Source organism: Acaryochloris sp. IP29b_bin.148 (assembly GCF_028285565.1).
Lineage (GTDB): Bacteria > Cyanobacteriota > Cyanobacteriia > Thermosynechococcales > Thermosynechococcaceae > Acaryochloris.
The window spans coordinates 19,618-32,579 of record NZ_JANQOY010000235.1 but is presented as its reverse complement, the minus strand read 5'-3'; the positions used below and the strand labels follow the sequence as shown (position 1 = coordinate 32,579).

Annotated in this window: 10 protein-coding genes; 7 read left to right on the top strand and 3 right to left on the bottom strand. The window is 45.6% G+C overall.

The window, feature by feature from the left end; all coding sequences use genetic code 11:
• The coding region (locus tag Q0986_RS21235) for an ELWxxDGT repeat protein (RefSeq protein ID WP_299415484.1) at window positions 1-715 on the bottom strand (715 nt) is incomplete at its 3' end.
• 634 nt (window positions 716-1,349) lie between these two features.
• Between Q0986_RS21235 and Q0986_RS21230 the strand changes: the two genes are divergently transcribed.
• Complete coding sequence (locus Q0986_RS21230) at window positions 1,350-2,441, top strand: TIGR03032 family protein (RefSeq protein ID WP_299415479.1); 1,092 nt, start codon at window positions 1,350-1,352, stop codon at window positions 2,439-2,441.
• Between the two features lie 140 nt (window positions 2,442-2,581).
• On the opposite strand, the gene Q0986_RS21225 is transcribed toward Q0986_RS21230, so the two are convergent.
• The gene (locus Q0986_RS21225) at window positions 2,582-3,322 is read right to left on the bottom strand and encodes a hypothetical protein (protein WP_299415475.1); all 741 of its coding nucleotides are present in this window, start codon (window positions 3,320-3,322) and stop codon (window positions 2,582-2,584) included.
• An 857-nt stretch (window positions 3,323-4,179) separates the two neighbouring features.
• Between Q0986_RS21225 and purL the strand changes: the two genes are divergently transcribed.
• The 3 genes from purL to coaE all read left to right on the top strand — a co-directional run bounded on the left by purL (window position 4,180) and on the right by coaE (window position 8,803).
• Window positions 4,180-6,531: a phosphoribosylformylglycinamidine synthase subunit PurL gene (gene purL / locus Q0986_RS21220; protein WP_299415470.1), complete on the top strand. Its 2,352-nt coding sequence runs from the start codon at window positions 4,180-4,182 to the stop codon at window positions 6,529-6,531.
• Between the two features lie 82 nt (window positions 6,532-6,613).
• The gene (purF, locus tag Q0986_RS21215) at window positions 6,614-8,125 is read left to right on the top strand and encodes an amidophosphoribosyltransferase (protein WP_299415467.1); all 1,512 of its coding nucleotides are present in this window, start codon (window positions 6,614-6,616) and stop codon (window positions 8,123-8,125) included.
• Between the two features lie 93 nt (window positions 8,126-8,218).
• Window positions 8,219-8,803: a dephospho-CoA kinase gene (coaE, locus tag Q0986_RS21210; RefSeq protein ID WP_299415463.1), complete on the top strand. Its 585-nt coding sequence runs from the start codon at window positions 8,219-8,221 to the stop codon at window positions 8,801-8,803.
• Between the two features lie 45 nt (window positions 8,804-8,848).
• Here the strand turns inward: coaE and Q0986_RS23100 are convergent, their stop codons facing one another.
• Complete coding sequence (locus Q0986_RS23100) at window positions 8,849-9,148, bottom strand: transposase (RefSeq protein WP_366918649.1); 300 nt, start codon at window positions 9,146-9,148, stop codon at window positions 8,849-8,851.
• Between the two features lie 1,151 nt (window positions 9,149-10,299).
• Here Q0986_RS23100 and Q0986_RS21205 point away from each other — a divergent pair.
• The 3 genes from Q0986_RS21205 (at window position 10,300) to Q0986_RS21195 (ending at window position 12,951) form a co-directional block, all read left to right on the top strand.
• The gene (locus Q0986_RS21205; protein WP_299415459.1) at window positions 10,300-10,815 is read left to right on the top strand and encodes a ferric reductase-like transmembrane domain-containing protein; all 516 of its coding nucleotides are present in this window, start codon (window positions 10,300-10,302) and stop codon (window positions 10,813-10,815) included.
• A gap of 109 nt (window positions 10,816-10,924) precedes the next feature.
• A complete protein-coding gene (locus tag Q0986_RS21200) occupies window positions 10,925-11,965 on the top strand; it encodes a WD40 repeat domain-containing protein (RefSeq protein ID WP_299415455.1) in 1,041 nt (346 codons plus the stop codon).
• Window positions 11,966-12,114: 149 nt separating this feature from the next.
• Window positions 12,115-12,951, top strand: coding sequence for a PhzF family phenazine biosynthesis protein (locus tag Q0986_RS21195; protein ID WP_299415452.1), 837 nt, complete (start codon window positions 12,115-12,117; stop codon window positions 12,949-12,951).
• Window positions 12,952-12,962 lie beyond the last annotated feature (11 nt).

Genomic DNA, 12,962 nt, shown 5'->3' with positions numbered 1-12,962 from the left:
AGAATAGTTGGCCATTAAATTCGGTGAAGTCAGAAGCATTGGAGCTGGATCCATAAGGGCCTTCACCCGGTCTTATATCTTTGAGCAGTTGAGTCCCTTCAGCGGTGCCATCAGTGACCCATAACTCATTCCCCGTCGTTCCATCATTGGCGGTAAAAAATAGTTGGCCATTAAATTCGGTGAAGTCAGAAGCATTGGAGCTGGCTGGATAGTCACCCCCATACCCATAGGGGCTATTACCTGGCCTTATATCCTTGAGCAGTTGGGCAGCACCAATAAATCCACCCGCCTCAAAATCAGAGGTGGTGACGATTAACTCATAACTGCCAGTCGAATTATTACTAGAACCACTTCCAGCAACTTCAGGGTCATATTCAAAGTTAGAAAAACCGCTGACCCCTACATAATAAGTTCCATCAGCAGGGGGTAGAAAGCCAATAAATGAGCCGTTACCAGCATCATCATTCACTGCTAACTCATTTCCCTCAGCATCAAATACTCTGAGGATGGAGTCAAAGAATGAATCGCTATTATTAGTATTGAGATCAAAGGTTACACCCGTGCCTGCTGATAACTCAAGGGTATACAAATCAACATCCCCAGAAGTGTCAACATCTGGGTTGTCGCCAATCTCACCATTAAACGTAAATTCACCCTTTTCACCAGCATCAATATTGGTTGGTGTTGCTGTTAATAAAGTATCGTTGGGTTCCATCTTTTAAAAACCTCATAAAGTGTTAGCTCGACAAATTAGAATGAATACAATCCCATATTTTTTGCGTACAGAACCTTCTCAATACTCAATTTAAGTATTGAGAGACTCAGAACCTTGTGTAAATTTCTAAAGCTCGACTCCGGATACCAGAAAATTGTTCCGATAGTGGCACCTGCGAGATTAGATTTTTTGAGGCATATTCAGTTCATTATGTTAAGACTTATTCCATCAGATGAAAGACATCTCTTCTTGAAGAAGACATGAGGGAAAGCTTCATTGAGATAGCAACCTCCTAAAAAAGGTAAACCAAAATCCTCAACTACAGAATCAACACTTCATAGCGAAAGAATTACGCAGCGAAAATATATATCTCCCAAGCAAACACGAACCAAAGATTTTTATCCTCGTATATTGTTTGCTTTTTTTAGTTTTTTGTCAATACAAAAATCTAGACTGCTGACATAAAAAGATATTTCTTATTCTTCAATATTTTATTTTTAGAGAATATAATCAATCAGTAGCTAATCCAAAAAAACATAAGAATACTTTTTCCACTTCGATTATTCAGTGTTCATAAACTTGGGAGATTTTCCGATATTTTGATAGATGTAACTATAGGTTCGAGCAGTGAATTATGTCGCAGTCACCCATGCAGAGCAACCCCGCGTCATCAACTTCAGAGGATACTGCTCACCGAGAGGTTCGTTATCAATACACAAACAATCTCGCGCCATTGCTCAAACAATTAGGCAGCTCACTGATTTTGTCTACCTATCAAGCAGGCAAGCTGGTCGTTGTCGGGGTTCATGATGATCAGCTTCAGCTTTCATTTCATAATTTTGAACGGGCAATGGGCGTAGCGGTAGGGCATAAAAAAATTGCCGTTGGTGGTAAAGATTGGATCTACTTTTTAAAGAATGCCCCGGAACTAGCGGCACAAGTGGGGCCTGCGAATAGTCATGATGCCTGTTTTCTAATTCGAGGTGCTCACTACACTAGCGAAATTTCAGTCCATGAATTGGCCTGGGGACAGGAACAATTAGTGGTGACCAATACTCGATTTTCCTGTTTATGCTCTTTGGATAATCACTATAGTTTTGTTCCTGAATGGCGTCCTCCCTTTATCAGTGCTCTGGCTCCGGAAGATCGCTGCCATCTTAATGGCGTTGCGTTAGTGAATGGGCAGCCCAAGTATGCAACGGTTTTAGGCCAAACAGATACTTCAGGGGGATGGCGTCCTGATAAGGCGACCCAGGGTTGTGTTTTGGAGGTTCCTACAGGACGGGTCGTCGCTCAGGGGTTCGCCATGCCCCATTCTCCTCGGGTTAGAGATGGCCAACTTTGGGTCCTAGATTCCGGGAGAGGAGAAATGAAAAGCATCGATTTATCCTCTGGAAAAGCCCAAAAAATAGCGGAGCTGCCCGGTTATCCAAGAGGCTTGGCCTTAGCAGGCCAGTTTGCGTTCGTGGGACTGTCGAAGGTGCGAGAAACGGCGACGTTTGGGAATTTACCCATTTGTGAACGGTTCGATGACCTCAAATGTGGGTTGGCTATTGTTGATTTGCAAACTGGTAAACAGATCGGACTGCTGGAGTTTCAAAGCGGTGTGGATGAAATTTTTGATGTGCAGGTGCTTCCAGGCGTTCGTAATCCGTTTTTCTCTGGACCCTATGCGATCGCAGATGGTAATCCCCCCATCTGGACCGTTCCACCACCTCAAAGCTAGATCAACTGAACTGTGGTAAACGAAAAAAGCACGGGATCTGAATCGCTTAAGCAATTCGAGATATCTAAAAATACTGTTCCAGTTTTCAGGGATACAAACATCCCGCGCAAAATTTCGTTTACCCATGCACAACCCTTTGCTTAGCTAGCACATAGGGGTAGTTTGAACTTATCAACGCCCTTAAGGTCAAAGTGAATTGAGTAGCAATAGAGAATCTTGAAGCAATAGTCTCCTTCCATTGCCCCACAACTGACTAAGACTAACTCCCGCGATAGGCAAGATAGCTTATTCGGTTTATGAGGATCGCAAGGTGGCAAATCACCAAAACAAATAAACTTGGAAGGCTTAATGTAAACAGAAGGCGTGCCATCAGGCAACTCCGGCACTGGTGTCCCATCTGCTTTAGTCACCACAGAAATAACGACCGTTAAGTCTTTGAAAGTAACGTTGGAATAAGGGTTGCAAGCTGTAATGCACAAACATTCAGTATCTGTGGTTTCAATCATGTCCTTAGGACCGTCACCCCAGTGAATTTTGAAATGGGGTGCAAGTTCTGGAATATCCGCTGGTTTGCAAACTTTAGCGTTTGGATCTTTAGCTTTTGGATAGGGATGGCCAGCGTCAATGATGAACTCTTTTGCTTCACATTCTTTATCGAGTAGTTGATCAGCAAAGTCTTCTGCAAGTTTACAAATTTTGGGATCTTTGCTTTGTGGAAAGTCTGCAACAAAATCTGAAAAACTAGTTGTTTTAGGGGTTGTAGGGTTAGTACCTGGATTAACCATATTGTGTGTCTCCTTTTTTGTGGATTGAATGGTCACTGGCTTGTCAATCAGCCAGGACTTGATTTGTTGACTTAATCGATCGAGAAAACTTTTCATTTCTGAATCAACCTCTGTTCCGAATAGCTATAAAAATCTGTTTCGGCAGAGAAAATATTTGAAGATTCACTTGAAATTTTCTGTCCCTATAACAGTCCAATCTCAAGCAATATTGACTTACTGAGAACACACTATTAATTGAGCTAATCTGTTCTTTGCTACGTCTGTAGCATTGAGTAGATTGCTCCTTGATATCGAGACAATAGCCGATCCGTGATCAGTGCTCAATTGCTCTCGAATCACCCAAGACGTTTTCTGAGATTCTGTATGTAAGAGATTCTCTATATTTCTTGTAAATCAAAACAAACCCATGCTGCCAGATATTTTTAGAGATAGCTTCCCCAATCGATTTACCTCTATTAATCAGTGCTAATAAACTACGAAATCAGTCTATCTCTTCCTAGAAGAACTAGAGCTTTAAAATATTTCGGTTGCTTTTTATGAGAATCTAGTATTTAAACTAGAGTCATCCTTTCTCAATAAGCCAAAATATTAATATTTTCGCATTAGCATCAGATCTTGCAGAACTATACTTACTCATCACTATTTTGCACTAAACTTTATGCAGCATGAAACATATGTTTAAATTTTTATGCTGAAAATTTAATGCCTCGCCAATACTAATTATGCAAAAGTATTAGATGTTTATTGTGATTAAATTGCTAACCCTGGCGAAAGATTCAGTAGGTTTAATCTGGATTGAATCTTGAATAAAATACTGCAATCCTTTTCTATTTGTGGTATTTCTGAAAATACTGGATATAAATTCTAAGCCTTTCTGAATATCGACGTCCAAGCTGAATCGATACGCTATATCAACCTGTACAATGAGGACTTGTGCGATTGGTATAGAGTACATGGCCAGCCCTGGATCTCCTCCCTTTTCCCCTGAAGAAATTGCTGCTGAAGGGCTAAAGCCCGAAGAATACGACGATATTGTTCAGCGTTTAGGTCGCCATCCCAATCGAGCCGAACTCGGTATGTTTGGGGTGATGTGGTCTGAGCATTGCTGCTATAAGAATTCTCGCCCCTTACTTTCACAATTTCCCACCGAAGGCAAGCATGTTTTAATCGGTCCTGGAGAGAATGCTGGAGTCGTAGATTTAGGGAATGGGTTGCAGCTTGCCTTTAAAGTCGAGTCCCATAACCATCCCTCTGCCGTTGAACCCTTTCAGGGTGCGGCAACGGGAGTCGGCGGTATCTTACGAGATATTTTCACCATGGGCGCTCGCCCGATTGCCGTGCTTAATTCTTTGCGGTTTGGCGATCTAGACGATGCCCGCACCCGTCGCTTATTTAGTGGAGTGGTGGCCGGAATTGCCCACTATGGAAACTGTGTAGGCGTGCCGACCGTTGGCGGTGAAGTTTATTTTGACCCCGCCTACACGGGCAATCCCTTAGTCAATGCCATGGCTATGGGCCTGATGGAAACCTCTGAGATTGTCAAAGCCGGGGCATCCGGTGTGGGCAATCCGGTGCTTTATGTGGGATCCACTACCGGGCGAGACGGTATGGGAGGGGCTAGCTTTGCCAGTGCTGAACTGGATGCCACCTCTGAAGTAGAGGATCGCCCTGCGGTTCAGGTGGGCGACCCCTTTTTAGAAAAATCCTTAATTGAAGCCTGTCTAGAAGCCTTTCAAACCGGAGCAGTGGTCGCTGCTCAAGATATGGGAGCGGCTGGACTAACCTGCTCCACTGCCGAAATGGCAGAGAAAGGCGGCGTTGGCATTGATCTGGATTTAGATCTAATTCCCAACCGAGAGACGGGGATGGTGCCTTACGAATATTTGCTCTCCGAATCTCAAGAGCGGATGTTATTCGTAGCCGAAAAAGGCCGGGAACAGGAGCTGATTGATATCTTCCATCGTTGGGGTCTACAGGCCGTTGTCGCTGGCTCAGTGATCGCCGACCCCATTGTCAAGATTCGGTTCCAAGGAGAAGTAGCGGCAGAAATTCCCGCTACGGCCCTATCCGACAATACGCCGATTTATAAGCGTGAGGTGTTAGCTGCCCCCCCTGAGTATGTCCGGAAAGCACGGGAGTGGAGTTGCGATCGCATCCCCAATTGCACTACCGAAGGCATTGAAATTCAGGGACAGCAGCACTCCTGGTCAGACATCCTCCTCCAGCTTCTGCAAGTTCCCACCATCGCCAGCAAGCGTTGGGTGTATCGCCAATACGACCATCAGGTGCAAAATAACACCGTTGTCTTGCCCGGTGATGCCGATGCCACTATCGTTCGCCTTCGTCCCGTCGCCCACCAAGAAACCCCTGACCAAGGGGTAGAGTCTAAAACCGCAGTCGCTGCCACCATCGACTGCAACTCTCGCTACGTCTATCTAGATCCCTATGAAGGGGCCAAGATGACCGTAGCCGAGGCCGCTCGCAACTTGAGCTGCGTCGGTGCAGAACCCATCGCCGTCACCGATAACCTCAACTTTGGCAGTCCCGAAAAACCCATTGGCTATTGGCAACTAGCAGAAGCCTGCCGAGGCCTCTCAGAAGCCTGTCGCCATTTACAAACCCCAGTGACGGGCGGTAATGTTTCCCTCTACAACGAAACCTTTGACGCTGATGGTCAGCCTCAGCCTATCTATCCCACCCCTGTGATTGGCATGGTGGGGTTAGTCCCCGATCTCACTAAGACCTGTGTCCAGGGCTGGCAAGCAGACGGCGATTTAATTTATTTATTGGGGATCCCTCTCAACGCCCAAAGTGACCTGGTAACCCTAGGTGGCACAGAATATTTAGCCAGCATGCATCATCAGGTAGCCGGTACCCCCCCCCATGCCGATTTAGATCTAGAAGCCCAAGTCCAAGCCACCTGCCGCTATGGCATTCAACAAGGCTGGCTGCAGTCTGCCCATGACTGTGCAGAAGGGGGAGTTGCCGTCGCTCTGGCCGAATCTTGCATCAGTGGCCAACGCGGTGCTGAAATTCAGGTTCCTACAGGTCAAAATCGTTGGGATCAGGTCTTATTTGGCGAAGGAGGAGCCAGAATTATTGTTTCTGTAGATGTAACTCACCAAGCAGATTGGGAATCCTATTTGCAAGAAAATTTGTCTCAATATTGGCAACAGATAGGAACCGTTACGATCCCCCATTCGACGCTCACGCTCACAACAAATGTTCACCGAACCTTAATCAAGGTTAGGATTGAAGAGGCCACTCAACGATGGTCTCAAGCCATTGAATCCAAGCTAGCGTAAATCCAGGCTACTTGAGGCTAGAAAGGACAAATGTAATGTGTCAGTTTTTCTGGTTTATTCCGTTTACTTAACGACTTAAAATATGTTTCCTGCTGCTTCTGTTCCACTGATTCCATCTGGCACCGATCCTGCCGATCCCTACCTTTCCACTGAATCGTGGTCAGCAGACAAACCGGAAGAAGCCTGTGGGGTATTTGGCGTTTTTGCTCCTGGTATTGAGGCTGCTAAGCTGGCCTACTTTGGCCTCTACGCCCTCCAACATCGCGGCCAAGAATCCGCAGGGATTACCACTTATACCACCGAAGGTCAGACCCACACCTACAAAAATATGGGTTTGGTCTCCCAAGTCTTTTCTGAACCTATTTTGAATGACTTGCCAGGCCACATTGCCGTCGGCCATACCCGCTACTCCACCACCGGATCAAGCCGAGTCGCCAATGCCCAACCCGTCGTGGTGGAGACATCGCAAGGCTCAATCGCTCTGGCCCATAATGGCAATCTGGTTAACACCATTGATTTCCGGGAAAAGTTACTGGCTCAGAACTGTCCTCTAGAAACCACAACAGATTCTGAGGTCATTGCCTATGCAATTGGCGAAGCCATCAAAGCAGGGGACAACTGGCACCAAAGTGTGATTACGGCTTGCCAACAATGTGAAGGGGCCTTTAGTTTAGTCATCGGTACTCCCACAGGCCTCATTGGTATTCGCGACCCCCACGGCATCCGACCTTTGGTCCTAGGTACCTTGGAAAATGAGGATAATCCCAATGCACCCCACTATGTATTGGCATCAGAAACCTGTGCCCTAGACATCGTTGGGGCAACCCACCTGCGAGAAATTGAACCCGGTGAGATTGTTCATATCACAGCAGAAGGGATTACCTCTCAGACTTGGGCGCCCAAACCTGAGCGCAAGCTATGTATTTTCGAGATGATTTATTTCGCCCGTCCCGATAGCCATATGAAAGGTGAAAGTCTCTATAGCTATCGGTTGCGCCTGGGTCAACATCTCGCACAAGAGGCTCCTGTAGATGCAGATATGGTGATTGCTGTTCCCGATTCGGGTGTCCCCGCTGCCATTGGCTACTCTCAAGCAAGTGATATTCCCTACGCAGAAGGCCTAATTAAAAATCGCTACGTGGGCCGCACCTTTATTCAACCCACTCAGGCCATGCGGGAAATTGGCATTCGTATGAAGCTGAATCCACTTCGGGATGTGCTAGAAGGGAAACGGATTGTGATTGTCGATGACTCCATTGTTCGGGGAACGACTAGCTACAAGATTGTCCGCGCTCTGCGAGAAGCGGGAGCGCAAGAAGTGCATATGCGGGTGTCTTCCCCCCCCGTCACCCACCCTTGCTTCTATGGCATTGATACGGATGATCAAGATCAGTTGATCGCTGCTACCACCTCAACTTCAGATATTGCTCACAAGATTGGAGTTGACTCACTTCACTATCTCAGTTGGGAAGGTATGTTAGCAGCCACTCAACGCAACCCTGAGAATTATTGTTCAGCCTGTTTTACAGGAGAGTATCCCATCTCTATTCCTGAACCACTTAAACGCACAAAGCTTATGTTGGAAAAAGCGTAAGGCAACAGCTGCGCGTAGCGCTGCAATAGTCGGATAAGTTCCTAAAGCCACGCTTTAAGATCGAGCAAGCGGTCTGTTGGCAAAGCGAGGAAAATGACACAGCGAATCATTGGGTTGACCGGAGGGATTGCCACGGGAAAATCTAGCGTGGCTGCTTATCTAGAAACACGCTATAACTTGCCTATTTTGGATGCAGATATCTATGCTCGCGATGCTGTGAAACCGGGGTCGATGGCGTTAGCCAAGATTGCCCAACGCTATGGAGCAGAGATTCTGCTGGCAGACGACAATCTTGATCGGAAGCAGCTGGGCAATATTATCTTCAATAATGAGTCTGAACGCGCTTGGCTGGAAGGTCAAATTCATCCCTATGTGCGAGAACGAATCTTATCTGCTCAACAACAGTTAACTGATCCAATCATTGTGATGGTGGTGCCGTTGTTGTTTGAAGCGAAGATGACAGATTTGGCAACGGAGATTTGGGTGGTGGTGTGTTCGGATGAGCAACAGTATCAGCGGTTAATGCAGCGAGATTCTATTTCTCGGTCTCAGGCGGCAGCCAGAATAGATAGCCAAATGCCTTTGAGTGAAAAAACAAACCAAGCCAATTTGGTCATATACAATGAATCCAATCTTACGGGCTTATATGGTCAGATTGATCGAGCCATTAATCAATAAATACCTTGATCCACGCCCCCCACTGAAGATGGGGGGATTCGGGACTCAAGCAGCAACTGCCGTCTGAGACGGTCTAACATCGCCTACTCCCAGAGACAGAGATCCTGCCTCTTTGATGTTGTTTGCTGCGTTGCCATCGCGATCATTGACTGTCTGACAATTGGGACAGCGCCAACACCGCACAGACTCCAGCACATGCTTGCAGTAGTTACATGTCTTACTCGACGAATACCACTGGTCTACACAGCCCACGGTCTTACCCTTTTTGCAGGCAACGAACTCTAAAATTTGCAGGAATTCACGGAAAGCTAGATCGTTGACCTTTCGACCCCATAGCCGCTGCATTCCTTTCAAATTCAACGTCTCAAAAAGCAGGTGGTCATACTGGTCTGTGAGCTGATGAACCAACTTCCAAAACCAGTCTGTTCACTTATCTTTGATGGCTTCATGAACACGAGCATAGTGCTTCCTAGCCTGTTCACTTTTTCGAGCAAAGGCCAAAACGGCGTCGATAGGCATGCTGATGGACGTTTTTAGAATGAAATAGCCCTGAACTGTAGTGATTTCAAAGTGTGATCACTTTTACTAGACTGCCATTCGGACTGTACTAGAATATTTTTGACCGCCATATTGATTAAATATTGATTAAGGTCGTTGATTAAATTGGTATGGGTACAAGAATTGTGTTACAAAAGATAGTCCTTATTTTTGGCAATAACGGCTGTTAGATCATCAGTTCTTTTTTGCTCAGCACTGGGAAAGGTTTACGTTACAGCAATCTAAGAGACTTTTTGAAGAGTTTCAGCATTCTTCAAAAAGCCTTCGCAGATTAGTCTCCTGAGAGTTTCCCTGACTTCTCAAACAGTCTCTACAGGAATGAGTGGTTCAGGCTGGAGAAAAGCAAAAAGCCTCTCAAACTATATTGACTCTATTAGTGGCTTCAAAATTGAGATATCAAGGATAAAATCTATGATTTAGTCAAAAATGGATCTATTAAAAATATAATTATAATTCAATACTTTATGTGTAGATTTTCTTGTTTCAAAGAACAGCTAAGATTACTTATATACCTCAGGTTATTTCAAGAAAACTAGGTGTCTTATTCAAGATAATCTAGCTATTCAGTAGATGTCTCCATACCAGGTAGATAAAAATCAAAATAATCTCTGAAGGAATAAATAAGATTTGCGTATTTTTTCTGAACTCTCCAGATATATGTACAGAAGGCTTATTGAAGACCATTGGATAGCGAACCCCATCTATGGTTTTAAGGTTTATAAGAAGATTATTGCTGAACCAAGATCAAGATATTGCCTGCTGCGTTATCTATCTAAGAATGTGACCAAAACTTAATAATACTACTGCCATCGCGAAAGGGATGTGCATTGGGAATTTACCATATCTCTTGAAATATATGCATTTTATTTCATGCAAGTTATAATTCTCTTGAATATCGAATTCAAGGCTATATTTGGTGTCTTTATTTAGAATTTTATATGTCTATGCTTGATTTTCCTCCCTATGCGAACTGGGCAGGGTTTGGGTCTGCCTTATTTTATGTTGCCACTTTACTCCCTACTATTTTAAGAGTTGTTTTTCCATCAACAAAAACAACAAGCATCCCTAAATTCCTTCTTACTCAAAGACGTTTGATCGGCCTAATGGCATTTTTACTGTCTATTGTTCATGGCTATTGGATGGCAACAAAGCGAGAGTTAGATCTCTTAGATAGTCAAACTTATTGGATATATTGTCAGGGGATTTTTACATTTCTGATATTTACGATCTTGGCTATAACATCTAATGACTGGAGCGTAAAGAAGCTCAAGAAAAACTGGAAGAAGTTACATCAACTCACTTACTTAGCAATGTTCCTATTAATTTGGCATGTGATCGACAAAATGTGGGGGCATTGGACTTGGTTAACGCCTTTTGCATTGTTGATGATAGGCAGCATCACTCTTCTATCTCTGATACGAATGATGCGCGCACGATCAAAACTGGTCAAATAAGTTTTTAAAGAGAAAACTTTCAAATCAATGCAGACCAAAGGTTACTTATTTGGCGTATTAAACGACTATCTTTGCTCAATCCAAATTTTTTTAATAGGAAGCAGAAACAATGGCTAAAACACCTCAAAAACGAAACTGGGTTATGTTTTTGATTCTGTCTACAATGGCAACTTTATACGGACTCAAAGCACATGAGGTGCTCGGTAGATTGGTCACCTATCGATCCACTGCTTTGTCAATCAATACGATTCATACAGCCAAGCATACCTTGAAAACTCATGGGATTTGGGTTTATGCGATCGCACTCAGTCCTGATGGTGAAACCCTGGCCAGCGGATGTTATGGCGGTAAAATCAAGCTCTGGGATTTACGAACCGGAACCATACGCCGCACCCTAGCTGCCCATGAAGATGCCATCTCATCATTGGCGATTAGTACAGATGGTAAAACGTTGGTGAGTGGAAGCTGGGATAATCGGGTTGCGGTGTGGGATTTACAGACGGGCAAACGTCTTAAAACCCTAGATGAGGCGAAGGATGATGTCAGTGCGATCGCACTCAGTCCTGATGGTCAATATGTCGCCGCCAGTGCTGCTGACAAAACCTTAAGGTTGTGGGATCTGAAGACGGGCCAGCAAATTCGTCAGCGCAAGACTCCAACGGTGGTTCTGTCCTTGGCCTTTAGTCCTGATGGCAAAGTTCTCGCAGGGGGAGGCCGAGATCGTATGATTCGCTTTTGGCAACGGCAACACCTGGCTCCGACTTATGCTTTAGAAGGACATCGGGGAGCGGTGCGCTCAATTGCCTTTAGTCCAGAGGGGACATACTTGGCCAGTGGTAGCCAAGACCAAAGTACGAAGGTTTGGCACCTACAGGAAGGACAGCTCTTACAAACCTTGACGGGACATGACGGGCCAGTGTTGTCAGTTGCATTCAGCCCTGATGGCCACAGTCTAGCAAGCAGCAGTTACGATCAAACCATTAAGTTATGGCAGCCCTTATCAGGCAAGCCATTAGGGAATTTCGTAGGCCATACAAAGTCCGTGAGGGCGATTCAGTTCAGCCCCGATGGGCAAACGTTGGTCAGTTCTGGCAGTGACACAACGATCAGAGTTTGGCCCGTTTCCACGGCGATCGTTCAAGCCCAATAATTCTATAGATATTGAGTTAGAAGGGCTCCCTACCTTAAACTGCTTCCACGAGCCTATGCATCCCCATGTTGATAGTGCGTTGAAATGCCGATCTTGTCTGGGAAACGACTGTACGAGAGTTGAACGACTGTGATCAAGTTGCGAATGATATGACTCACTCCTCACTGCATCTGTTCTCTGCTTTCACCACTGATCCCAAGGGAGGTAACCCTGCAGGGGTATGGATTGGCGACACCCTACCAACCTCTGAAGTGATGCAGCGGATCGCGGCTGAAGTCGGTTTTTCTGAGACAGCATTCGTGGCTCCCCAGAATGGATTGGCGCGGACGATTCGCTATTACAGTCCAGAAGTAGAAGTTCCTTTTTGTGGACATGCCACAATTGCGACCGGTGTTGTTCTGGGCCAGTTGAGTGGTGAAGGGGTATATCACCTCGCAACAACCGTGGGGGAGGTGCCCGTTGCCGTCAGCCCGAAAGAGGGACAATGGCAGGCCTCTTTGACCTCCGTCATACCCAGCCATACCCTAGCCTCTGATACCTTAGTATCCAAAACCCTATCTGCTCTGAACTGGCAACACGATCAGCTCGATCCGTCTATCCCACCCGCACGAGCCTATGCTGGAGCCTGGCATTTGATCTTGGCTGTTACTCAAGCAACTCGGCTGGCTGATCTTAACTATGATTTTGAGCAACTTAAAGCCTTAATGCTCCAGGAAGACTTACTTACATTACAGTTGATCTGGCAAGAGAGTCCCAGCATTTTTCACGCTCGCAACCCTTTTCCGGTGGGAGGTGTGATAGAAGACCCGGCAACCGGGGCAGCGGCGGCTGCTTTGGGCGGTTATCTGCGGGATGCACAATTGATATCAGCCCCTAATCAGATTGTTATTCGCCAAGGAGAGACGATGGGACGGCCCAGTCGATTGGTGGTGGATATTCCTACGAGTGGGGGCATTGTCGTCAGCGGAACAGCAGTTCAACTTTGATTGAGTTTGCG

Excerpts from the sequence above, each read along its gene's own strand:
- Q0986_RS21205 (WP_299415459.1), top strand. The coding sequence starts at position 10,300 with ATGTCTATGCTTGATTTTCCTCCCTATGCGAACTGGGCAGGGTTTGGG.
- purL (WP_299415470.1), top strand. The coding sequence starts at position 4,180 with ATGGCCAGCCCTGGATCTCCTCCCTTTTCCCCTGAAGAAATTGCTGCT.
- Q0986_RS21195 (WP_299415452.1), top strand. The coding sequence starts at position 12,115 with ATGACTCACTCCTCACTGCATCTGTTCTCTGCTTTCACCACTGATCCC.
- coaE (WP_299415463.1), top strand. The coding sequence starts at position 8,219 with ATGACACAGCGAATCATTGGGTTGACCGGAGGGATTGCCACGGGAAAA.
- Q0986_RS21225 (WP_299415475.1), bottom strand. The coding sequence starts at position 3,322 with ATGAAAAGTTTTCTCGATCGATTAAGTCAACAAATCAAGTCCTGGCTG.
- purF (WP_299415467.1), top strand. The coding sequence starts at position 6,614 with ATGTTTCCTGCTGCTTCTGTTCCACTGATTCCATCTGGCACCGATCCT.
- Q0986_RS23100 (WP_366918649.1), bottom strand. The coding sequence starts at position 9,148 with ATGCAGCGGCTATGGGGTCGAAAGGTCAACGATCTAGCTTTCCGTGAA.
- Q0986_RS21230 (WP_299415479.1), top strand. The coding sequence starts at position 1,350 with ATGTCGCAGTCACCCATGCAGAGCAACCCCGCGTCATCAACTTCAGAG.
- Q0986_RS21200 (WP_299415455.1), top strand. The coding sequence starts at position 10,925 with ATGGCTAAAACACCTCAAAAACGAAACTGGGTTATGTTTTTGATTCTG.